The following is a 22737-nucleotide window of genomic DNA, read 5'->3' on the forward strand; positions in this document are numbered from 1 at the left end:
AACCCCGGCCACCAGGAAGTTCTACGAGATTGCACGACGGTTACCGGAGCGCATCCATGGCAGCCGTGACCAGGGTCCGAGCCTTCGCCCCGTAGACTGCCAAATCGGACAGCTCGGCGAAGGTGTCGGCGTACATGGCCACCTCGGTCGGTTGCGTGATGGTCAGGTAGCCGGAGACCAGCTCCACATTGACCTGCGTTTTATCGTAGATCCAGAACCCTTCCACCGGCCAGCGGGCCCGGTCGGATCTCATGGGGACAACACCCACGCTGACGTTCGGGAGTGAACTCACAGCAATGAGGTGGCCAAGTTGACCGATCATGACGTCAGCGCCACCTATGCCGGAACGCAAGACCGATTCCTCGATGAGGAACGCGAAGAGCTTGTCCCCCTCATGCAGGATGCGCTGCCGTTCCATGCGTGCGGCCACTGCATCGGCTACGTCATCAACAAGTCCTCTTCGCCGCTGGATCGCGCGCAGAGCTGCTGCTGTATATGCGTGCGTCTGGACTATTCCAGGAACCAGCCACGACGAGTACGAGCGGAAACGGCGTGTGCGCTCGTACACAGGCAGTCGGGCTTCTTGAGCTTGCCTGAGGCCGGCGCGCTCCATGCGTCGCCATGCGACCCACATGTCTTCAACAGTCCGCAGCGAGGCGATCAGGTCGCCGGTCTGGTTCTCCGCTCCGCATGCCCGGCACCACGCCCGGACGTCTTCCGCTGACGGGGGCGTGCGGGCATTCTCGATGCGAGACGATTTGGACGGATGCCATCCGCACATACGAGCGATGTCGCGTCCGGTCAGCCCGGCATCCCGGCGCAGTTCAGCGAGGCGATTCGCCAACCCTTGCCGGGCCTGCTGGGCACTGGACGATGCGGATGCGGGCATGATGCGTGTTCGTCAGGCGGGCCGGTATTCCTCGTGCGGGATGGCACGTTCCCACGCGGCTTCGTAGGCGGTCGCGTACTGCTTGGCCAAGGCCGGATCGGTGCAGATTTCCATGCCGGGGCCGGTCCACTCCCCATCGCCGCTGAAGTGGTGGAGGATCAACACTTGGTCGTCCATCAACCACCCGTCCAGAGCGGGCAACAGGAGGTCGCGAGCACGGGAGCGGGGCAGCCAGCGAACGATCTCGCCCGCTGTGACGTTGCTGAACGTACCGTCGTACTCGTACCGTACGTAGTCGCTCAACGGCTCCGACACAACTCGCAGACGACGCATGACCACACCCCTGCTGGTTGCCTCGGCCACCACATCCAGCCATGGACGCCACCAGGAAGCCCGGTCCTCCGGGTCGTATCGGCGTCCCGTCTGCCACCGGACGAACTCGGGATCGTCCCGCATGTAGCTGTCTCGCATCTCCAGGTGCATTGCCGAGCGCTGCGCCTTCGCGAGTGCGTCACGTACCGCTGTTGCCACCGTCGTCCTCGCTGTCGTTGTCGCCAGCCTCGCCGGTTGCCTTGTCGGTACGGCTCCCGGCGTCTTCGTGGCATGGGATGAACCGGAGCATGTTGAAAGGCAGGCGGATCACGGTCTCATGCTCGGGAACGTCTGTTGAGTGCCCAGGGACAGACCCAACCTCCTGCGTCTCACGAATCGTTGCCTCGTCAGCCTTCCATGACTGGATGATCAGGTCACCCGTCGCTTCGTCCTGCCAGATGGTCGGTGATCCGTCGTCCGGGGTGTTGGGCCAGATCCCCAGAAACTTCAAGGCCATCGTGCGCTCCTCATCCGAGTAGGTTGCATCGATGAACGCGGTTCCCACAGCCGCAGTTGCTCTCCTTCGACCTGAACCATGACTTCGGAGCTTCGGAGCTTCGGGGCTCCGACCGCCGGGACACGACGGCCCCCCGTCACACCGGCCGCAGCCACACCGTGGCCAGCGGCGGCAACGTCAGGGTGACGCTCGCGGGGCGGCCGTGGCTGCGGACGGCCTCGCCCTTGACCGGGTCCGTGTTGGTGACACCGCTTCCGCCGTAGCGCGCGGCGTCCGTGTTGAGGACCTCCTCCCACACCGTGTCCTGGGCCGGCACGCCCAGCCGGTAGGCGCCGCGGACGACCGGGGAGAAGTTGCTGACGCACAGCAGCGGCGAGCCGTCGGCGGCGTGACGCAGGAAGGCGAAGACGTTGTCCTCGGCGGCGTTGCCGTCGACCCAGGAGAAGCCCTCGGGGACGGTGTCCCGCTCCCACAGCGCCGGGGTCGCGCGGTATCGGGTGTTGAGGTCGCGCACCAGGTCGCGTACGCCGCGGTGGTCGGCCTCGGCGGCGTACGAGGGGTCCAGCAGCCACCAGTCGGGGCCATGGCTCTCCGACCACTCCGCGCCCTGCGCGAACTCCTGCCCCATGAACAGCAGCTGCTTTCCGGGGTGGGCCCACATGAAGCCCAGGAAGGCCCGGTGGTCGGCCCGCTGCCGCCACCAGTCGCCCGGCATCTTCGACACCAGCGAGCGCTTGCCGTGCACGACCTCGTCGTGCGAGATCGGCAGCACGTAGTTCTCGCTGTACGCGTAGACCATGGCGAAGGTCATGTCGCCGTGGTGGTACTTGCGGTGGACCGGCTCCTTGGAGACGTACTCCAGCGAGTCGTGCATCCAGCCCATGTTCCACTTCAGGCCGAACCCCAGCCCTCCGAAGCCCCCGGCGCCCAGCAGGTGGGTGGCACGGGTGACCCCGTCCCAGGCGGTGGACTCCTCGGCGACGGTCACGACGCCGGGGCAACGGCGGTAGACGGTGGCGTTCATCTCCTGCAGGAAGGCGACCGCGTCGAGGTTCTCCCGGCCCCCGTGCTCGTTCGGCGACCACTGGCCCGGGCCCCGGGAGTAGTCGAGGTAGAGCATCGAGGCGACGGCGTCCACGCGCAGGCCGTCGATGTGGAACTCCTCGCACCAGTAGACCGCGTTGGCCACCAGGAAGTTGCGGACCTCCCGGCGCCCGTAGTCGAACTCCAGCGTGCCCCAGTCGGGATGCGCCGCCCGCACCGGGTCCTGCGGCTCGTACAGCGGCCGGCCGTCGAACTCGGCCAGCGCCCAGTCGTCGCGCGGGAAGTGCGCCGGCACCCAGTCCATCAGCACCCCGATCCCGGCCCGGTGCAGGGCGTCGACGAGGTACTTGAAGTCGTCGGGCGTGCCCAGTCGCGCGGTCGGGGCGTAGAAGCCGGTGACCTGGTACCCCCACGAGCCGCCGAAGGGGTGCTCGGCCACCGGCATCAGCTCGACGTGGGTGAAGCCGAGGTCCTTCACATACGCGGGGAGCTGGTCGGCGAGCTGCCGGTAGGTGAGCCCGGGGCGCCAGGAGGCCAGGTGCACCTCGTAGACGGAGAAGGGCGCCTGGTGCACGGGCCGCGCGCCCCGCCGGTCCATCCACGCGCCGTCCCGCCACAGGTGGTGCGAGGCGTGCACGATCGATGCGTTGGCCGGCGGCGCCTCGGTGCGCCGGGCCATCGGGTCGGCCCGCATGCTGTGCGAGCCGTCGGGCCGGGTGATCTGGAACTTGTACAGCGCCCCCTCGCCGACGCCCGGCAGGAACAGCTCCCACACCCCGGTGCCGCCCAGCGAACGCATCGGATGGGCGGTGCCGTCCCAGTAGTTGAAGTCGCCGGCCACGCGCACCCCCCGCGCGTTCGGCGCCCACACCGTGAACCGGGTGCCGGCCACGCCCTCGTGCGTCATCGGCCGGGCACCCAGCGCGTGCCACAGCTGCTCGTGCCGGCCCTCGCCGATCAGGTGCAGGTCCAGCTCGCCCAGGGCGGGCAGGAAGCGGTACGGGTCGTCGAGCTCGGGCTCGGCGTCCTCGTAGGCGACGCGCAGCCGGTAGCCGGGCGGGATCTCGCTCAGCGGCAGCACCGCCGCGAACAGGCCGTCGCCCTCGTCGAACAGCGGGACGCACAGCCCCTCGGCGACCACCGAGACCGAGCGGGCGAAGGGGCGCAGGGTCCGGAACTCCACGCCGCCCGGTACGTGATGCGCCCCCAGCACGCCGTGCGGGTCGTGATGCGCGCCGGCCAGCAGACGGCCGCGCGCGTCATCGTCGAGGGGCACCGCCGGCCGTACGCCCCCGGGCTCGCCCGCCGGCCCGGCGGGCGGCGCTCCGGAGGGCCGGCGGGGCGGCACCCGGCCGGGCCGCGCGGGCAGGAACGTGGCCGGCACGGCCCCCCGCTCGGGGGGCGTCGGCGTGCCGGACGGCGGTCGTGCAGTCACTGGAGGTCCTCCGGGGTCTGGATTCCGGGCGGCGGCATCGGGGATCACACGGGCGTTCCGCCCGCGGCACGGCTGCCCTCCGCGAGCCGGCGGATCGCGGACATCGGGACGGGGAGCCAGTCGGGCCGGTGACGGGCTTCGTAGAGGACCTCGTAGACGGCCTTGTCCGTCTCGTGGGCGCGCAGCAGCCGGGGGTCCTCGCGCGGGTCGTCGGGGTGGGCGGCGGCGTAGCCCTCGCAGAAGGCGGCGCGCGCGGCGTCGGCCCAGCCGGTGCCCGGCGCGCGGCCCACCGCCGCCGCGTAGTCGAAGGAGCGCAGCATCCCCGCGATGTCCCGGGCCGCCGGCTGCGGGCGGCGGCGCTCGGCCAGCGGGACCGCGGGCTCGCCCTCGAAGTCGATCAGGGACCAGCGGCCGTCGGCGGGGGTGCGCAGCGCCTGGCCCAGGTGCAGGTCGCCGTGGATGCGCTGGGCGCGCCAGGTGCGCCCCGCCCCGCCGGGGGCGGCGATGTCGTCGTACGCGGCGCGCAGGGCGGCCCGGTAGGGGCGCAGCGCGGGGACGGCCTCGGCGGCGGCGTCCAGGCGATGGGTCATGGCGGCGGCGAGGGCCTCGAGCCGGTGCCGGTCCAGCGCGGTGGTGGGCAGGGCCTCGGCGAGCGCCAGGTGCACCTCGGCGGTGGCCCGGCCCAGCGCGCGGGCGGGGGCGGTGAAGCCGTCCCCGACGGCCAGCGCGCCCAGCGCCAGCTGCCAGCCGTCGGCGGACCCGGGGAGATAGGGCTGGAGCACCCCGAGCGTCATGGGCTCCGCCCCGGCGTGCTGCGTCTCCGCCCCGGCGCGCTGCGGCTCGGCCTCGAACCAGGCGGCGGGCGCGGGCACGCGTGCGCAGCCGGCGTTCGCGAGTGCGCGGGGCAGTTCGAGATCGGGATTGACGCCGGGGCCGACCCGGCGGAAGAGCTTGAGGATATACGTTTCGCCGTAGACGGCCGAGGAGTTGGACTGCTCGGCGTCCAGCAGCCGGGGGGCCAGGTCCGGCGAAATGACCACCTCCGGTTCGCGGGTGAAACGCAACGGGCCGAGCCGGCCGGGCACCCTCAGCCGCTCCAGCAGCAGGGCGGCCAGCCGGGGGTCGGTGAGCCCCTCGTACACCGCGCGGCCGCGCAGCGGGCCGTCGGTGGGACGGCCGACGAGCGCGGGCGCCAGATGCGGCGGCAGCACGTCCCTGACGCCCAGCAGCAGTTGGTAGCAGTCCTCGCCCGCGCCGTCCTGGCGGGCGCGCACGAGCAGGTGGAGCAGGCCGGGGCCGGCGCCGGAGAGGGGCAGCAGCTCGGTGGCCGAGACGAGGGTGAAGCCGCTGATGGGGCTGCCCTTTCCGGCGAACCAGCGCTGCCGCGGCAGCCACTCCAGGAGCAGCGGCCCCAGCGAGTCGAGCAGTCCCCGCACCTCCTGCGGCCCGCCCCCGTCGCCGGGGGCCCGCGCCCCCTCGGCGGAGGGCGTCGAGGGGCCCGGGTGCGGCCCCGTACGGGTGGTGGTGGCCTCCCGGTGCGGCGGTGCAGCGTCCGACATGGCGTCGCGTCCTTTCCCCGGGGCACACGACGGATGGGGCAAAGTGTCCCGGATTGCGGCTTTGGCCGGTGCATGGTGCGGGACGTGTCGGGCGAGGAATCGTCCGTACGGTCAGCGCCTGCGCCCGGTATGCGGTTCGTGCGACACCCGTGGCCCAGGGCCACGGACCGTGCGGTACGTGCGATACGTGCGGAAGATGCGGTCCGTGTGGAAGGTGCGGTCCGTGCGAGCGGTACGACCGGTGCGCGAGGTACGGGCGGGGAACCACCCCCGGCCCGAGCGCAGTAGTACGAGTGCCCAGGCCCCGGCGGGGAAAACCGCCGGAGCCTCCGTGCGCGGCCGCCCGGTGAGGGCCGCGCACGGGCGCCGAGGTCAGCGCGCGGGCGACGAGGCGTTGCCCCGGAGCCGGAACCAGTAGAAGCCGTGTCCGGCGAGGGTCAGCAGGTACGGCAGCTCCCCGATGGCCGGGAAGCGCACCCCGCCGATCAGCTCGACCGGGTGCCGGCGGTTGAACGCCCGCAGGTCCAGCTCGGTCGGCTGGGCGAAGCGGGAGAAGTTGTTCACGCACAGCACGAGGTCGTCGCCGTGCTCCCGCAGGAACGCCAGCACCGCCGGGTTGCTCGAGGTCAGCTCGGTGTACGAGCCCAGCCCGAACGCGGGGTTCTGCTTCCGGATCTCGATCATCCGGCGGGTCCAGTGCAGCAGTGAGGAGGGGCTGCTCATGGCCGCCTCCACATTGGTGACCTGGTAGCCGTAGACCGGGTCCATGATGGTCGGCAGATAGAGCCGGCCCGGGTCGCAGGAGGAGAAGCCGGCGTTGCGGTCCGGCGTCCACTGCATCGGGGTGCGCACCGCGTCGCGGTCGCCGAGCCAGATGTTGTCGCCCATGCCGATCTCGTCGCCGTAGTAGAGGATCGGCGAGCCGGGCAGGGACAGCAGCAGCGCGGTGAACAGCTCGATCTGGTTGCGGTCGTTGTCGAGCAGCGGGGCCAGCCGTCGGCGGATGCCGATGTTGGCGCGCATCCGCGGGTCCTTGGCGTACTCCGCCCACATGTAGTCGCGCTCTTCGTCCGTGACCATCTCGAGGGTGAGCTCGTCGTGGTTGCGCAGGAAGATGCCCCACTGGCAGCGGGAGGGGATGGCCGGGGTCTTGGCCAGGATTTCCGAGACCGGGTAGCGCGACTCACGGCGTACGGCCATGAAGATGCGCGGCATGACGGGGAAGTGGAACGCCATATGGCATTCGTCGCCGCCCTTGGCGTAGTCGCCGAAGTAGTCGACCACGTCCTCGGGCCACTGGTTGGCCTCCGCCAGCAGCACGGTGTCCGGGTAGTGGGCGTCGATCTCGGCCCGGACACGCTTGAGGAACTCATGGCTGCGCGGGAGGTTCTCGCAGTTGGTGCCCTCCTCGGCGAAGAGGTACGGCACCGCGTCCAGCCGGAAGCCGTCGATGCCCAGGTCCAGCCAGAACCGCAGCGCGGCCAGGATCTCCTCCTGCACGGCCGGGCTCTCGTAGTTGAGGTCCGGCTGGTGGGAGAAGAAGCGGTGCCAGTAGTACTGCTTGCGCACCGGGTCGAAGGTCCAGTTCGAGGTCTCCGTGTCCACGAAGATGATGCGCGCGTCCTGGTACTGCTTGTCGTCGTCGGCCCATACGTAGTAGTCGCCGTACGGACCGTCGGGGTCGGTGCGGGACTGCTGGAACCAGTCGTGCTGGTCGCTCGTATGGTTCATGACAAAGTCGATGATGACGCGCATGCCCCGGGTGTGCGCGGCGTCCACGAACTCCACGAAATCCGCGAGATCACCGAACTCCGGCAGCACCGAGGTGTAGTCGGAGACGTCATAGCCGCCGTCCCGCAGCGGGGACTGGAAGAACGGCGGCAGCCACAGGCAGTCGACGCCCAGCCACTGCAGATAGTCCAGTTTGGCCGTCAGTCCCTTGAGGTCCCCGATGCCGTCCCCGTCGCTGTCCTGGAAGGACCGGACGAGGACCTCGTAGAAGACGGCCCGCTTGAACCAGTCGGGATCCAGGTCCTTCGCGGGAGTGTCCTCGAAGGTGTCCTGGACGGGCTCATTGACGATCATGGTGTGGGTGACCCTCCGATCTGTGAGGACGGTCGCAGCGAGAACACGTGCGCGGGCGCGATCGAACGGCCCGGCTCGAGGCGCACATAGTTGTCCCTGCCCCAGTGATAGGTCTCTCCGGTGAGCTCGTCGCGCACCGGGACGGTCTCGTGCCAGTCGAGGCCGAGTTCCGGCATGTCCAACGAGACCGTCGCCTCCTGGGTGTGGTGGGGGTCGAGGTTGACGACCGTGAGGACGCAGGAGGAGCCGGACCGCTTGGAGTAGGCGATGACGGCGTCGTTGTCGGCGTCATGGAAGCGCAGGTTGCGCAGCCGCCGCAGGGCGGGCTGACGACGCCTCAGCCGGTTGAGGACCGTGATCAGTGGGGCCAGGCTGCGGCCTTCGCGCTCCGCGGACTCCCAGTCGCGCGGGCGCAGTTGGTATTTCTCCGAGTCCAGGTACTCCTCGCTCCCCCGGTGCGCCGGGACGTTCTCGCACAGCTCGTAGCCGGCGTAGACGCCCCAGGTGGGGGAGAGGGTCGCGGCGAGCACGGCCCGGGCCTCGAAGGCGGGCCGGCCGCCGTCCTGGAGATGGGCGTGCAGGATGTCGGGGGTGTTGACGAAGAGGTTGGGGCGCATGCACGCCGCCGAGTCCCGCGAGAGCTCCGTCAGGTACTCGGTCAGCTCGTGCTTGGTGTTGCGCCAGGTGAAGTAGGTGTACGACTGCTGGAAGCCGACCGCCCCCAGCGTGCGCATCATCGCGGGCCGGGTGAAGGCCTCGGCCAGGAAGACCACGTCCGGGTCGGTGCGGCCGATCTCGGCGATGACCCGCTCCCAGAAGACCACCGGCTTGGTGTGCGGATTGTCCACCCGGAAGATCCGCACCCCGCGCGCCATCCAGAACCGCAGCACGCGCAGCGTCTCGGCCAGCAGCCCGTCGAAGTCCTCGTCGAAGGCGAGAGGATAGATGTCCTGGTACTTCTTCGGTGGGTTCTCGGCGTGGGCGATGGTGCCGTCGGCGCGGTGGTGGAACCACTCGGGGTGCTTGCCCACCCACGGGTGGTCGGGCGAGCACTGCAGCGCGAAGTCCAGCGCCACCTCCATCCGCAGCTCGCGCGCCCGCGTGACGAAGTGCTCGAAGTCCGCGAACGTGCCGAGGTCGGGGTGGAGCGCGTCGTGCCCGCCCTCCGGCGAGCCGATGGCCCAGGGGCTGCCCACGTCGTAAGCGCCCGCGGTGAGGGCGTTGTTGGGGCCCTTGCGGAAGGCCGAGCCGATGGGGTGGACGGGCGGGAGGTAGACCACGTCGAAGCCCATGGCGGCCACGGCCGGCAGCCGGTTCGCGGCCGTACGGAACGTCCCGCTGACCGGCCGCCGCCCCTCGCGCACCACCGCGCCCTCCGAGCGCGGGAAGAGCTCGTACCAGGAGCCGAACAGCGCCCGCTCGCGCTCCACCAGGACCGGCACCGGGCGGGTGGTGGTGACCAGCTCGCGCAGCGGATAGCCGGTCAGCGCCGCGACGACCTCCGGATCGAGGGCGGCGTCCAGCCGGGTCGCGGGCGGGCGTTCCGCGTCGCGCAGGGCGTCGACGGCGGCCAGCACCGCCTCCCGCCCCCCGGTCTTGGGCACCCCGGCCGCCGCCCGTTCGTGCAGCCGGGCGCCCTCCTCCAGCACCAGGGCGACGTCGATGCCCGCCGGGATCTTGATCAGCGCGTGTGCCCGCCAGGTGGCGACCGGGTCGCCCCAGGCCTCCACCGCGTACGTCCAGCGGCCCTCGGAGTCCGGGGTGACCTCCGCGCCCCAGCGGTCGGTGCCCGGCGCCAGCTCGCGCATCGGGGACCACGGGCCGCAGCGGCCCGCCGGGCCCCGTAGCACCACGTTCGCGCCGACCGCCTCATGGCCTTCGCGGAACACCGTGGCGGTGACCTCGAAGGTCTCGCCCACCACGGCCTTGACGGGCCTTCGACCGCAGTCGACGAGCGGTCCGAGGTCCAGGACGGGGATGCGACCGATCATGGGATCACCTGGAAATGTGACGGGAATTCGGGCTGGTCTGGCAGGTTCTGTACTTTCTATCCGCTCCGTCGGGGCTCCGGAGGGTGCGGGCATGGCTGCTCCTGTCCGCTTCACTCGGGTGGGCGGTGGGGCCGAAATCAAACATGCTGACGTGCCGGAGGGAGAAGGGAAGACCGCGCCCTGAGCACCGCGGCGGATGGGCGTCTGTGCATACCGGGTGAGCTTTCCCACCGGGCCCGCCCGGGCATGCCCGGACCGTATGAACTACTCGTGCGTAGTTCCCGTGGCACCACGTGCGGAGGGCGGCCGTTCCTCCGTCACCCGTAGGGAGTCTCCCCGCTGGGCCGATCGCGTGCAATGTGACGAAAGGCGGTAAACGAAACCCCGTCAGGGAACCCGGCGCCGGACATCACCTTCGAAGGCCGCGACGGCATTTGGCCTTGGACAGTGCTGCTGTAGGCGGGACGTAATTTCGCCTAGTACTTTTCAGGGAGCCCCGGTGGCGCCGATGGCGGCGCGCGCACCGCCCGCGCGCACGGCCGGCCGCGCACCCGCCGCCGTGAGCAGCCGCAGCGCCGCCTCGGAGCCCGAGCCCGGCTCCGCGCTGAACGCCAGCAGGCCCTGGCCGCCGGTGCCGGGCAGCCGCAGCATCTCGAACGACAGGTCCAGGGACCCCACCACGGGATGGTGGAAGGACTTCACCCCCGAGGTGCACGCCCGCACCGGATGCCGCGCCCACAGCGCCGCGAACCGCGGGCTCCTCATCGTCAGCTCGCCGATCAGCTCCGCCAGCCGGCGGTCCTCCGGGTGCTCGCCGGCCGTCAGCCGCAGCGCGGAGACCGCCCGCCGCGCCTCCTTCTCCCACTCGGGGTACAGCTCGTGGGCGTGCGGGTCGAGGAAGAACAGCCGCTGGGTGTTGGGGCGCTCCTCCGGCCGGCCGGGCGCGCCGAAGTCCAGGTGGCCCGCCAGCAGCGCGTGCGCCAGCGGATTCCAGGCCAGCACGTCGAAGCGGTGGTCGAGGACGAGCGCCGGCACCGCGTCCATCGCCGCGATCAGCTGCCGCACCCCGGGCCCCGCCGTCGCCGGCCGGTCGGCCGCGCGCCGCGCCGCCCGCCCGGGCCGGGCCAGATTGCGCAGGTGGGTGTGCTCGTCGGGGCTCAGCCGCAGGGCCCGCGCGATGGCGTCCAGCACCTCGTCGGAGGCGTTCGCGGACTGGCCCTGCTCCAGCCGGGTGTAATACGCCACGCTCACGCCCGCCAGCATCGCCAGCTCCTCCCGGCGCAGGCCCGGCACGCGGCGCGTACGTCCGTACGACACCACGCCCACGTCCTCGGGCCGCAGCGCGGCACGACGGGTGCGCAGGAAGTCCCCCAACCCGGCTGGTGTGTCCATGCGACCAGTCAACAGCAGTCGCGGCCCGTCAGCCTGACCCTGCCGGGGTCAGGCTCGCCAGGTCCGCCGGGGCCCGTCCGGCTCGCCGGACCCGCCGGTCCCGTCAGGCGGAAGGGGGCACTTGTCCCGCTTGAGCGGCACGGCGCGGCCCCGCGCCGCTACCGTCGTGACCGTGAAGGCCATTCGTCGATTCAGCGTGCGTCCCGTCCTTCCGGAGCCCCTACGACCGCTCAGCGAGCTGGCGCGCAATCTGCGCTGGTCCTGGCATCCCGAGACCCGCGAGCTGTTCCAGTCCCTCGACCCCGAGGGGTGGCGGGCCGCCGCCGGCGACCCGCTGCGCCTGCTGGGGTCGGTCTCCGCCGACCGGCTGGCCGTCCTGGCCGAGGACCGCCGCTTCCGGCGGCGGCTCGCGGCGGCCTCCGATGATCTCCACGACTACATGACCGGCCGCCGGTGGTACCAGGAACAGCCCGAAGGACTGCCCGCCGCCGTCGCCTACTTCTCCCCCGAGTTCGGCATCACCGCGGCCCTCCCGCAGTACAGCGGCGGCCTCGGCATCCTCGCCGGCGACCACCTGAAGTCCGCCAGCGACCTCGGCGTCCCCCTCATCGGCGTCGGACTGCTCTACCGCCACGGCTACTTCCGGCAGTCCCTCTCCCGCGAGGGCTGGCAGCAGGAGCACTACCCCCTCCTCGACCCCAACGAGCTCCCGCTGTCCCTGCTCCGCGAGCCCGACGGCACCCCCAGCCGGGTCACCCTCGCCCTCCCCGGCGGCCGCCGGCTGCTCGCCTCCATCTGGAAGGCCCAGGTGGGCCGGGTGCCGCTGCTGCTCCTCGATTCCGACGTGGAGGACAACGGCCCCGGCGAGCGCGACGTCACCGACCGGCTCTACGGCGGCGGCAGCGAGCACCGGCTGCTGCAGGAGATGCTGCTGGGCATCGGCGGGGTCCGCGCGGTGCGGGCGTACTGCCGCATCAGTGGCCACCCCGAGCCCGAGGTCTTCCACACCAACGAGGGCCACGCCGGCTTCCTGGGCCTCGAACGCATCCGCGAGCTCGCCGAACAGGGAGCCGATTTCGACGCCGCGCTGGAATGCGTACGCGCCGGCGCCGTCTTCACCACCCACACCCCCGTCCCCGCCGGCATCGACCGCTTCGAGGCCGCCCTGGTCGCCCGGCACTTCGGCGAGGGCGGCGAACTGTCCGGCATCGACGTCGACCGTGTCCTGGAGCTGGGCCGCGAGGACTACCCCGGCGGCCAGGACGGACTGTTCAACATGGCCGTCATGGGACTGCGCCTGGCCCAGCGGGCCAACGGCGTCTCCACCCTGCACGGCCAGGTCAGCCGGGAGATGTTCGCCGGGCTGTGGCCCGGCTTCGACCCCGAGGAGGTGCCGATCACCTCCATCACCAACGGCGTCCACGCCCCCACCTGGGTCGCCCCCGAGGTCTTCCGGCTCGGCGCCCGGCGGATCGGCGTGGCCCGGGCCGAGGACGCCCTGGCCGTCGGCGGCTCCGAACGCTGGGACTCGGTGGCCGACATCTCCGACGCCGACATCTGGGAGCTGCGCCGCACCCTGCGCGAGCAGCTGGTGGAGGAGGTCCGCCGAAGGCTGCGCGCCTCCTGGCGGGAGCGCGGCGCCGGCAGCGCCGAGCTGGGCTGGATCGACGGGGTGCTCGACCCCGACGTCCTCACCATCGGCTTCGCCCGGCGCGTCCCGTCGTACAAGCGCCTGACGCTGATGCTGCGCGACCGCGAGCGCCTGACCGAGCTCCTGCTGCACCCCGAGCGCCCCGTCCAGATCGTCGTCGCGGGCAAGGCCCACCCGGCCGACGACAGCGGCAAGCGGCTCGTCCAGGAGCTCGTCCGCTTCGCCGACGACGCCCGCGTCCGCCACCGCCTGGTCTTCCTGCCCGACTACGGCATGGCCATGGCCCAGCGGCTCTACCCCGGCTGCGACGTCTGGCTCAACAACCCGCTGCGCCCCCTGGAGGCGTGCGGCACCTCGGGCATGAAGGCCGCGCTCAACGGCTGTCTCAACCTGTCCGTCCTGGACGGCTGGTGGGACGAGTGGTACGAACCGGACTTCGGCTGGGCCATCCCCACCGCCGACGGCGCGGCCATGGACGACGACCGTCGCGACGACCTGGAGGCGGCGGCGCTCTACGACCTGCTGGACCAGCGGGTGGCGCCGCGCTTCTACGACCGGGGCGCGGGCGGGCTGCCCGGGCGCTGGATCGAGATGGTCCGGGGGACGCTGGCCACCCTCGGCCCGAAGGTCCTCGCCGGGCGCATGGTGCGCGAGTACGTCGAGCGGCTGTACGCGCCCGCCGCCGAGGCCCACCGGGCGCTGGAGCCCCACGCGGCGAGCGAGCTGGCCGCCTGGAAGGCCCGGGTGCGGGCGGCGTGGCCGGCCGTGGCGGTCGACCACGTCGAGGCCGTCTCCGACGGCCCGCTCAACGGCCACGCGGAGCTGGGCTCCACGGTCTCGCTGCGGGTGAGCGTGACCCTCGGGGAGCTGGACCCCTCGGACGTGGAGGTGCAGGCCGTGGCCGGCCGGGTGGACCAGGCCGACCGGCTGACCCGGACGGTCGCCTTCCCGCTCAAGGCCACCGGGGCCCCGGGCCTGGACGGCCGGCGGCTCTACGAAGGGCCGCTGACCCTGGATCGCACCGGGCCCTTCGGCTACACCGTGCGCATCCTGCCCGCCCACCGCCTGCTGGCCGGCGGCGCGGAGCTGGGGCTGGTGGCGGTGCCGTCCGAGGCCGTCGGCGAGGCCGCCGGGGTGCTGATGCGGTGACGGCGGAACCGCGCTGACGACGGAACGATGAAGGGCGCCGTCCGGGGGAGGAGGACTCACCCCGGGCGGCGCCCGGTTCAGGGGTTACGGCGGGTTACGCCGGGTTGTGGCGGGAAGGCGCTCAGAAGGAGAGCTTCCAGCCGTTGACCGTGCCGTCGTCGCCGGAGTAGACGTCCTGCACCTGGAGCTTCCAGGTCCCGGTCGCCGAGGCGCCGGAGGCGTCCACGGTGTAGGTCTCCTTGACGTCCGCGGCGGAGTCCCAGGCGTCGGCGTCCTTGAGGTTCCACGTCTTGCCGTCGGGGGCGACCAGGTCGATCTTGAGGTCACCGCGGTAGGTGTGGGTGATGTTCACGTCCACCTTCAGCGCCGAGGAGCCGCTGCCGCTGCGGGTCACGACGATCGGCGACGTGACGGCCTCGCCGGCGTCCGGGATCGCGACCGGGGTGGTGTTCTCGAAGACGCTGCCGCCGCCCGTGGTGTTCACGGTCCACTTGAAGGAGACGGTGCCGGTCTTGCCGCCCGCGTCCTTCACCGTCACGGTCACGTTGCTGGTGCCCGTGGCGGTCGGGGTGCCGGTGATCAGGCCGGTCGAGGCGTTGATGGACAGCCCGGCGGGCAGGCCGGCGGCCGAGTAGGTCAGGGAGCCCGTGGTGGAGCTGGACGCCTTGATCTGCAGGGAGACGGCGGTGTTGACGATCGAGGTCTGGTCGCCGGGGCTGGTGACCGAGACGCCGGAGGAGAGCCTGCCGCCGACGCTGATGCCCGCCCACGCGTTGGCGACGTTGTTGTACGTCTCGCTGCCGACGCCGAAGAGCTCACCGGCGGCCCACAGCGTCGCGTCGCGCGCGCCCGCGTAGTTGGTGTTGGACTGCATGCGCTGGGTCAGCGCCTTGAACCAGATCTTCGCGGCGTTGTCCCGGCCGATGCCGGTGACCGGCTGCCCGTCCGCGGTCGGGGAGTCGTACTTGACCCCGTTGACCGTCTTGGGGCCGCTGCCCTCGGAGGCCAGGTAGAACCAGTGGTTGGCCGGGCCCGACGAGTAGTGCACGTCGATGCCGCCGAGGCCGGAGTACCAGCTGTCCTTCGACTGGCCGTCCTTGCTGGGCTTGTCCATGTAGCGCAGCGGGGAACCGTTGCCCCGGATGTCGATCTTCTCGCCGACCAGGTAGTCGCCCGGGTCGCTGGGGTTGTTGGCCCAGAACTCCACGGCCGCGGCGAAGATGTCGGAGGTCGCCTCGTTCAGACCGCCGGACTCGCCGCTGTAGGTGAGGTTGGCGGTGGCCGAGGTGACGCCGTGCGTCATCTCGTGCGCGGCCACGTCGATCGAGGTCAGCGGCTTGGCGTTGTTCTGCCCGTCGCCGTAGGTCATGCAGAAGCAGCTGTCGGACCAGAAGGCGTTGACGTAGCTGTTGCCGTAGTGGACCCGGCTGTACGCGCCCTTGCCGTCGCCCTTGATGCCGCTGCGGCCGTGCACGTTCTTGTAGTAGTCCCAGGTCAGCTGGGCGCCGTAGTGCGCGTCGACGCCGGCCGTGGCCGGGTCGCCGGTGGTGCCGTTGCCCCAGACGTCGTCCGAGTCGGTGAAGAGGGTGCCGGTGCCGGACGTCCCCTTGTTGAGGTTGTACGTCTTATGCCCGCCGCGCGAGTTGTCGGTCATCGTGTACGACGGGGCGGTGCCGATGGTGACCTGGCCGCTGTACTGGCTGTTGCCGGTGCCCTGCTTGACGCCCTGGAACTCGAAGAGCTTCTTGCCGGTCTTCGCGTCGGTGATGACGTGCAGCTCGTTGGGCGTGCCGTCGTGCTGCAGGCCGCCGACGACGGTCTCGTACGCCAGCACGGGCGTGCCGTTCGCGGCCCAGACGACCTTGCGCGGCGCCCGATCGGCCTTGTCGGCCTTCGAGCCCTGGGCCCGGGCGGCCTTGACGGCGTCCTTCTCGGCCGTGGCGGCGGCGAAGGACGGCGACGTCGTCGACAGGGCCATCCGCGCCTTGGAGGCCTTGGCCACGGTCTTGACCTGGCCGCCCTTGGTGGCGTCGACCACGAGGTCGCCGCCGAGCACGGGCAGGCCGTCGTAGGTGCGCTCGTAGCGGGTGTGGACGGTCCCGTTGACGTCACGGGAGACGTCCCGCACGACGAGCTGCTCCTTGGCGCCGAGGCCGAGGGTCTTGGCGGTGTCCGCCTTGGTGGCGTTGGCCTCGCGTATGAGCTCCGCGCGCTGCGACGGGGTGAGCTTGGCGGGCAGGGCGCCGGGGTCGGCCTTGGCGACGATCTGGCGGCCGGAGGCCCTGCCGTCGTCCTGGCGGGCGGTCGCGGTGCCGGCCTGGGTGCCCACGGCGAGCATGGCGGTGACGGCGACGAGTGCGCCGGTGGCGACGGCACGCTTTGGGGGGGTGGGTCTCACACTGACTCCTTCTGCGGTGGCCACGACATGGGTGGGGTGGCCGGTGGGCGACCGGGCGGCGAGATGCCGGCCGGGCAGAGCACGGCAGAACACAATGGAGAAAGGGGGGAAAGAAGAAGCGGGCTGCCGCGGGAGGGTGGGGATGTGGGGGTGCGCCGCGCCAGTTGAGGTGAAGAGTGCCACCGCGGCCCAGCGGGTGTCAGGAGCGCGTCAACAAGTTGGCCGGAACCTGTCCGTTGGCCAAAGATCGATGTCCGTATAACGGTCGCTCAGACGAGGCTGTCCCGCCAGGCCCGGTGCAGGTCAGCGAACTGACCGTCGGCCGCGACGAGTTCGGCCGGACGGCCGTCCTCCACTATGCGGCCGTCGGCCATCACCAGCACCCGGTCCGCGATCTCCACGGTTGACAGCCGGTGCGCGATGACAACGGCCGTCCGTCCGCGCAGCACCGTGCGCATGGCGTGCTGCACCGCCCGCTCGCCCGGGATGTCCAGCGAGGACGTCGCCTCGTCCAGGATCAGCACGGCCGGGTCGGCCAGCAGGGCGCGGGCGAAGGAGATCAGCTGACGCTGGCCCGCCGAGACCCGGCCGCCGCGCTTGCGGACGTCGGTGTCGTAGCCCTCCGGCAGGGCCGCGATGAAGTCGTGCGCCCCGATGGCCCGGGCCGCGGCCTCGATCTGCGCGCGGCTCGCGTCCGGGCGGCCGACCGCGATGTTCTCGGCGACCGTGCCGGAGAACAGGAACGCCTCCTGCGTCACCATCACCACCTCCCGCCGCAGCCGCGCCCCGGCGAGGTCGCGCAGCGGCACGCCGTCCAGCAGCACCCGGCCCTCGACCGGGTCGTAGAACCGGGCCAGGAGCTTGGCGAGGGTGGACTTGCCCGCGCCCGTGGCGCCCACGACCGCCACCGTCCGCCCGGCCCGCAGCGTCAGGTCGAAGCGGGGCAGCACCTCGTCGCCCGCGCGGTAGGCGAAGCGCACGCCCTCGAAGACCACCTCGCGGCCGGCGCCGCCGTCCCCCCGCCCGGGCAGCGCCGTGGGCACGGCGGGCTCCGGCACCGAGGGGCGCTGCGCCAGCAGCCCGGCGATCTTCTCCAGGGACGCGGCCGCCGACTGGTAGGAGTTCAGGAACATCCCCAGCCGGTCGATCGGGTCGTACAGCCGCCGCAGATAGAGCACCGAGGCGGCCAGCACGCCGAGCTCCAGGCGGCCCTCGGCCACCCGGTACGCGTCCCACACCACGATCGAGGCCACCGCGATGTTGGCCGTCAGCCGGGAGGAGAGCACATAGCGGGCCATCGTCACGGAGGTCGCGGCGTTGGTCCGACGGTGCTCGAGGTTGAGCCGCTCGAAGTGCGCGTCGTTGACGGCCTCGCGGCGGAACGCCTGGACGGGCCGGATGCCGTTCATGGTCTCCGTGAACTTCACGATGACCGCGGCGATGGCCGTCGAGCGCGCGCGGTGCACCACGATCGAGCGGCGGCGGTAGCCGCGCACCAGCAGGGCCAGCGGGACGAAGGAGGCCATGGCCGCGGCGCCGGTGCCCGGGTCCAGATACAGCAGGGTGGCGGTGACGTAGAGCACCGACAGCACGACGCCGATCAGCTCCTGCAGGCCGTCGTTCAGCAGCTCGCGGATCGACTCGACGTCGGTGGTCGCGCGCGAGACCAGCCGGCCGGAGGTGTAGCGCTCGTGGAAGCCGACGCTGAGCGCCTGGCCGTGCCGGAAGATCCGGCCCCGCAGGTCCAGCAGCGCGTCCTGGCCGACGCGCGCGGTCAGCCGGACCACGGCGTACCGCATCAGCCCGGCGGCCAGGGCGCACAGCAGATAGCAGGCGCCGGCGGCGGCCGCCGGGCCGTAGTCGTGCTGCCGGGCGGCCGGCACGCCCCGGTCGATGGCGTACGCGACGAGCAGCGGCCCGGCCTGCACGGCGGCCTGCTGGAGCAGCAGCAGGACCACCGTGAGGCGGACCCGGCCGCGGGCCGGGGCGAGCAGCGAGCGCAGCAGGGCGGCCGAGGCGCCCTGGGGGGCGGGCAGGACGTCGTGGTCGTCGGGGGCGGTCATGGGCGGCGCTCCGGGCCTGACATGAGCGAGGCGTACTCCCTGTTGCCGCGGAGGAGTTCGTGGTGGGTGCCCACCGCGGCGATCCGGCCGCCGGAGAGCAGCGCGACGCGGTCGGCGAGCAGGACCGTGGAGGGCCGGTGGGCCACGACCAGGGCGGTGGTGGTCGCCAGCACCTCCCGCAGGGCCGACTCGACCAGGGCCTCGGTGTGCACGTCGAGGGCCGAGAGCGGGTCGTCGAGGATCAGGTAGCGCGGGCTGCCGACGACCGCGCGGGCCAGCGCGAGGCGCTGGCGCTGCCCGCCGGACAGGCTCAGGCCCAGCTCGCCGACCTGGGTGCGATGGCCGTCGGGAAGGGCGTGCACGAAGCCGGCCTGGGCGACGGCCAGGGCCCGCCGCAGCTCCGCCTCGCCGGCGCCGGCCGCGCCCATCAGGACGTTCTCCCCGGCGCTGGCGGAGAAGAGGGTGGGCTCCTCGAAGGCGACGGACACCAGCTCGCGCAGCCGCGCCCGGGGCAGGGCGGTGATCTCCCGGCCGTCCAGGGTGATCCGCCCGGCGGTGGCGTCGTGGAGGCGGGGGATGAGGGCGGTCAGCGTGGTCTTGCCGCTGCCCGTGGTGCCGACGAGGGCCATGGTCTCGCCGGGCCGGATGTGCAGGTCGACGCCGCGCAGGACGGGCGGCGCGGCCGCCGGCGCGTCGGGGTAGCGGAACTCCACGCCCGTGAGGCGCAGTCCGCGGTCCCGGACGGTCGCCGGCCCGGTGCGGCGCCCGGCGGCGGCCCCGGCCTCCGGTGCGGCGTCGGGCGGGGCCTGGGGGGCGTCCATCACCTCGAAGAAGCGGTCGGTGGCGGCCGCCGCGTCGTTGCAAATCGCGAGCAGGAAGCCGATCGACTCGACGGGCCAGCGCAGCGCCAGGGCCGTCGACAGGAACGCCACCAGCGTCCCCGCGGTCAGGTCGCCGTCGGCGACCTGGACCACCCCGAGCACCAGCGCCGCCCCGATCGCGAGCTCCGGCAGGGCCGTGACCAGCCCCCAGAGCCGTCCCAGCAGGCTCGCCTTGCGCAGCTCGGACTCCCGCAGCAGGGCGGACTGCCGGGCGAAGGCGCCCTCCTGGGCGCGGTGCCGGCCGAAGCCCTTGATGACGCGGATGCCCAGGACGCTCTCCTCGGCGATCGTCGTCAGGTCCCCGACCCGGTCCTGCGAGGTCCGGGCGGCGCGGGAGTAGCGCTCCTCGAAGAGCGAGCACAGCACGATCAGCGGCACGACGGGCGCCAGCAGCACCAGCCCCAGCGTCCACTTCTGCAGCAGCAGGACGGCGAATCCCACCAGGATCGTCACCCCGTTGACCAGCAGGAAGGTCAGCGGGAACGCCAGGAAGATCCGTACGAGCATCAGGTCGGTCGTGGCCCGCGAGAGCAGTTGCCCCGACGGCCAGCGGTCGTGGAAGGAGACGGGCAGCCGCTGCAGACGGTGGTAGAAGGCGGAGCGCATCCGGGCCTCCACACCCGCCAGCGGCCCGGCCACCAGGATGCGGCGCGCCCCGGCCAGCCCGGCCTCCGCGACGCCGAGCAGCGCCACCACCAGCCCGCCCAGCCACACCCCCGGCGGATCGCGGTCGGCCACCGGCCCGTCCACGATCCACTTCAGGGCCAGCGGGATCACCAGGCCGAAACACGACGCCAGCACGGCGCAGAGCGCGGCCACGAGCAGGGTGCCGCGCACCGGGCGCACATACGGCCACAGGCGCGCCAGCGAACGCACGGTGGAACGACGTCCGCCGGGCTGAGGCGCTTCGCGGTTTGCCGTCATCAGGGCCGAGACTACGGTCGGCCGGCGCCGGCGCTCACTCGGTTTTCGGACCTCGCTCCGTCGGCTCCGTCTCCGGCGCCTCCCCGTCCCGCACCACCCGCCACAGCAGCACCGAACGCGCCCGCACGGAGATCCGGCTCCCCGCCTCCCTGCGCAGGCCGGGGGCCGTGTGCTGGTCCTCCAGAGCGGTGTTCACCAGCAGCTCGTACGCCGTCGCCCACGGCGGCCCCGGCAGGGTGAAGCGCAAGGGGCGCGGCCCGGCGTGCAGCACGGCGAGGAAGCTGTCGTCGGTCACCGGTGCGCCCCGCCGGTCGCGCTGCGGGATGTCCCGGCCCGACAGGTACATCCCCAGCGTCGCGGCGGGCGCGTACCAGTCGGCCTCGGTCATCTCCGTGCCGCCCGGCGTGAACCACGCCAGGTCGCGCAGCCCGTCCGCCCCCCGCGGCCGCCCGGAGAAGAACGACCGGCTGCGCAGCACGGGGTGGGCGCGGCGCAGGGCGAGCAGGCGGGCGCACAGGTCCCGCAGCGCCCGCCAGCCGGGGTCGGCGGTCAGCGACCAGTCGACCCAGCCGGTCTCGTTGTCCTGGCAGTAGGCGTTGTTGTTGCCGCCCTGGGTGCGGCCCATCTCGTCGCCCGCCACCAGCATCGGCACGCCCGTGGACAGCAGGAGCGTCGTCAGCAGGTTGCGGATCTGCCGCCGGCGCAGGGCGAGCACCCGGGGGTCGGCACTCTCCCCCTCGGCGCCGCAGTTCCACGAGCGGTTGTCGCCCGTCCCGTCGCGGTTGCCCTCGCCGTTGGCCTCGTTGTGCTTGCGTTCGTAGCTCACCAGGTCGCGCAGGGTGAAGCCGTCGTGCGCGGTGACGAAGTTGATGGAGGCGTACGGGCGCCGGCCGCCCCAGGCGTAGAGATCGCTCGAGCCGGACAGCCGGTAGCCCAGGTCCCGTACGTCCGGCAGGGCTCCCCGCCAGAAGTCCCGCACGGCGTCGCGGTAGCGGTCGTTCCACTCCGTCCACAGGGGCGGGAAGGCGCCCACCTGATAGCCGCCGGAGCCCACGTCCCAGGGCTCGGCTATCAGCTTGACCCGCCGCAGCACGGGGTCCTGGGCGATGACGGCGAGGAAGGGGGAGAGCATGTCCGGCCCATCGGCGGCGCGCATCGTTCGGACCAGCGCCGCCGCCAGGTCGAAGCGGAAGCCGTCGACGCCCATCTCCGTCACCCAGTAGCGCAGCGAGTCGGTGATCAGCCGCAGCACGTTGGGCCGCACCACGTGGAGGGTGTTGCCGCAGCCGGTGTAGTCGGCGTAGCGGCGCGGGTCGCCCTGCAGGCGGTAGTAGCGGCGGTTGTCGACGCCGCGCAGCGACAGCGTCGGGCCGAGCTCGCCGCTCTCGGCGGTGTGGTTGTAGACCACGTCGAGGACGACCTCGATGCCGGCCGCGTGCAGGGCGCGGACCATCCGCTTGAACTCGCCCACCTGCTCGCCGCGCGTCCCCGAGGAGGCGTAGGCGGCGTGCGGGGCGAAGTAGCCGATGGAGTTGTACCCCCAGTAGTTGCGCAGGCCGCGCCGCAGCAGGTGGTCCTCGTGGGCGAACTGATGCACCGGCAGCAGTTCCACGGCGGTCACCCCCAGCCCGACCAGGTGCTCGATCGCGGCGGGGTGCGCGAGCCCGGCGTAGGTGCCGCGCAGGTGCTCGGGGACGCCCGGGTGACGCCTCGTGAAGCCGCGTACGTGCAGCTCGTAGATGACCGAGTCGGGCCAGGGCGTCTTGGGCCGGTGGTCGTCCGACCAGTCGTCGTCATCGGCGACGACCACGCCCTTGGGGACGAAAGGGGCCGAGTCCCGCTCGTCGCGCACGGTGTCGGCGATCTGCTGCTGCGGCCAGTCGCGCACATGTCCGTACAGCTCGGCGGGGAGCGCGCCGTCGCCCCCGCCCGCGGTGAATTCGCCGTCGACCGCGCGGGCGTAGGGGTCCAGCAGGAGCTTGGCCGGGTTCCAGCGGGCGCCCGTCCAGGGATCCCAGCGGCCGTGGACGCGGTAGCCGTAGCGCCGGCCGGGCAGCACACCGGGGACGAAGCCGTGCCACACCTCGTGCGTCAACTCCGTCAGCGGGTGACGCGTTTCGCCGCCGCCGTCCGCGTCGTCGAACAGGCACAGCTCCACGGCCTCCGCGCCGCCGGCCCACAGCGCGAAGTTCGTGCCCGCCACGCCGCCCGTGGCGTCGCCGGCCTCCTTGAAGCGGGCCCCGAGCGGTTCCGGGCTGCCCGGCCACACGTCGGTGAACCCGGCGTACCGGCGGGGCTCTTGCTCGGGTGCGCTCGACACGTGTTCGCCTCCGGCGGCTCTCGGGTAGCGCGCCGGGCACCCGGCTTCCCGGGACCGGGTGTCTGGCGATTTCGTCCTTCTCCCCGTTCTTCCCAGATCCACGCATGCGCTCACACGTGTGATCGGG

The 22737-nt window shown here is 72.3% G+C and carries 13 protein-coding genes; 1 reads left to right on the plus strand and 12 read right to left on the minus strand.

Annotation, left to right across the window (positions count from 1 at the left end; all coding sequences use genetic code 11):
- Positions 1 to 40: 40 nt before the first annotated feature.
- The 8 genes from AB4K12_RS17935 to AB4K12_RS17970 all read right to left on the minus strand — a co-directional run bounded on the left by AB4K12_RS17935 (position 41) and on the right by AB4K12_RS17970 (position 11224).
- Positions 41 to 889, minus strand: coding sequence for a helix-turn-helix domain-containing protein (locus AB4K12_RS17935; RefSeq protein ID WP_368435112.1), 849 nt, complete (start codon positions 887 to 889; stop codon positions 41 to 43).
- Positions 890 to 901: 12 nt separating this feature from the next.
- Complete coding sequence (locus AB4K12_RS17940; protein ID WP_368435113.1) at positions 902 to 1420, minus strand: DUF6879 family protein; 519 nt, start codon at positions 1418 to 1420, stop codon at positions 902 to 904.
- Positions 1401 to 1718 (minus strand): hypothetical protein, encoded by a 318-nt coding sequence (locus tag AB4K12_RS17945; RefSeq protein WP_368435285.1) that lies wholly within the window; start codon positions 1716 to 1718, stop codon positions 1401 to 1403. Before AB4K12_RS17945 ends, AB4K12_RS17940 begins: the two co-directional genes overlap by 20 nt.
- Positions 1719 to 1854: 136 nt before the next feature.
- A complete protein-coding gene (gene glgB, locus AB4K12_RS17950; protein ID WP_368435286.1) occupies positions 1855 to 4110 on the minus strand; it encodes a 1,4-alpha-glucan branching enzyme in 2256 nt (751 codons plus the stop codon).
- Positions 4111 to 4241: 131 nt separating this feature from the next.
- Positions 4242 to 5756: a maltokinase gene (locus AB4K12_RS17955; protein WP_368435114.1), complete on the minus strand. Its 1515-nt coding sequence runs from the start codon at positions 5754 to 5756 to the stop codon at positions 4242 to 4244.
- 372 nt (positions 5757 to 6128) lie between these two features.
- Positions 6129 to 7841, minus strand: coding sequence for a maltose alpha-D-glucosyltransferase (gene treS / locus AB4K12_RS17960; protein WP_368435115.1), 1713 nt, complete (start codon positions 7839 to 7841; stop codon positions 6129 to 6131).
- Positions 7838 to 9832: an alpha-1,4-glucan--maltose-1-phosphate maltosyltransferase gene (locus AB4K12_RS17965; protein ID WP_368435116.1), complete on the minus strand. Its 1995-nt coding sequence runs from the start codon at positions 9830 to 9832 to the stop codon at positions 7838 to 7840. Before AB4K12_RS17965 ends, treS begins: the two co-directional genes overlap by 4 nt.
- Before the next feature lie 486 nt (positions 9833 to 10318).
- On the minus strand, positions 10319 to 11224 hold the full coding sequence (locus AB4K12_RS17970) for a helix-turn-helix domain-containing protein (RefSeq protein ID WP_368435117.1): 906 nt from the start codon (positions 11222 to 11224) through the stop codon (positions 10319 to 10321).
- A 172-nt stretch (positions 11225 to 11396) separates the two neighbouring features.
- Here AB4K12_RS17970 and glgP point away from each other — a divergent pair, with 172 nt between their 5' ends.
- On the plus strand, positions 11397 to 14024 hold the full coding sequence (gene glgP / locus AB4K12_RS17975) for an alpha-glucan family phosphorylase (protein WP_368435118.1): 2628 nt from the start codon (positions 11397 to 11399) through the stop codon (positions 14022 to 14024).
- A gap of 121 nt (positions 14025 to 14145) precedes the next feature.
- On the opposite strand, the gene AB4K12_RS17980 is transcribed toward glgP, so the two are convergent.
- The 4 genes from AB4K12_RS17980 to glgX form a co-directional block, all read right to left on the minus strand.
- Positions 14146 to 16422, minus strand: coding sequence for a M4 family metallopeptidase (locus tag AB4K12_RS17980; RefSeq protein WP_368435119.1), 2277 nt, complete (start codon positions 16420 to 16422; stop codon positions 14146 to 14148).
- A gap of 269 nt (positions 16423 to 16691) precedes the next feature.
- A complete protein-coding gene (locus AB4K12_RS17985; protein ID WP_368435120.1) occupies positions 16692 to 18485 on the minus strand; it encodes an ABC transporter ATP-binding protein in 1794 nt (597 codons plus the stop codon).
- On the minus strand, positions 18482 to 20290 hold the full coding sequence (locus AB4K12_RS17990; RefSeq protein WP_368435121.1) for an ABC transporter ATP-binding protein: 1809 nt from the start codon (positions 20288 to 20290) through the stop codon (positions 18482 to 18484). The genes AB4K12_RS17985 and AB4K12_RS17990 overlap by 4 nt, the downstream gene beginning before the upstream one ends.
- Positions 20291 to 20324: 34 nt before the next feature.
- Complete coding sequence (gene glgX / locus AB4K12_RS17995) at positions 20325 to 22610, minus strand: glycogen debranching protein GlgX (RefSeq protein WP_368435122.1); 2286 nt, start codon at positions 22608 to 22610, stop codon at positions 20325 to 20327.
- Positions 22611 to 22737: the final 127 nt, after the last annotated feature.

Origin of the sequence: Streptomyces sp. C36, assembly GCF_040932295.1 — a bacterium.
GTDB classification, from domain to species: Bacteria; Actinomycetota; Actinomycetes; order Streptomycetales; family Streptomycetaceae; genus Streptomyces; species Streptomyces triculaminicus.

Coding starts and splice junctions, on each gene's coding strand:
- AB4K12_RS17935 (WP_368435112.1), bottom strand. CDS start 889: ATGCCCGCATCCGCATCGTCCAGTGCCCAGCAGGCCCGGCAAGGGTTG.
- AB4K12_RS17945 (WP_368435285.1), bottom strand. CDS start 1,718: ATGGCCTTGAAGTTTCTGGGGATCTGGCCCAACACCCCGGACGACGGA.
- AB4K12_RS17955 (WP_368435114.1), bottom strand. CDS start 5,756: ATGTCGGACGCTGCACCGCCGCACCGGGAGGCCACCACCACCCGTACG.
- treS (WP_368435115.1), bottom strand. CDS start 7,841: ATGATCGTCAATGAGCCCGTCCAGGACACCTTCGAGGACACTCCCGCG.
- AB4K12_RS17965 (WP_368435116.1), bottom strand. CDS start 9,832: ATGATCGGTCGCATCCCCGTCCTGGACCTCGGACCGCTCGTCGACTGC.
- AB4K12_RS17970 (WP_368435117.1), bottom strand. CDS start 11,224: ATGGACACACCAGCCGGGTTGGGGGACTTCCTGCGCACCCGTCGTGCC.
- AB4K12_RS17985 (WP_368435120.1), bottom strand. CDS start 18,485: ATGACCGCCCCCGACGACCACGACGTCCTGCCCGCCCCCCAGGGCGCC.
- AB4K12_RS17990 (WP_368435121.1), bottom strand. CDS start 20,290: ATGACGGCAAACCGCGAAGCGCCTCAGCCCGGCGGACGTCGTTCCACC.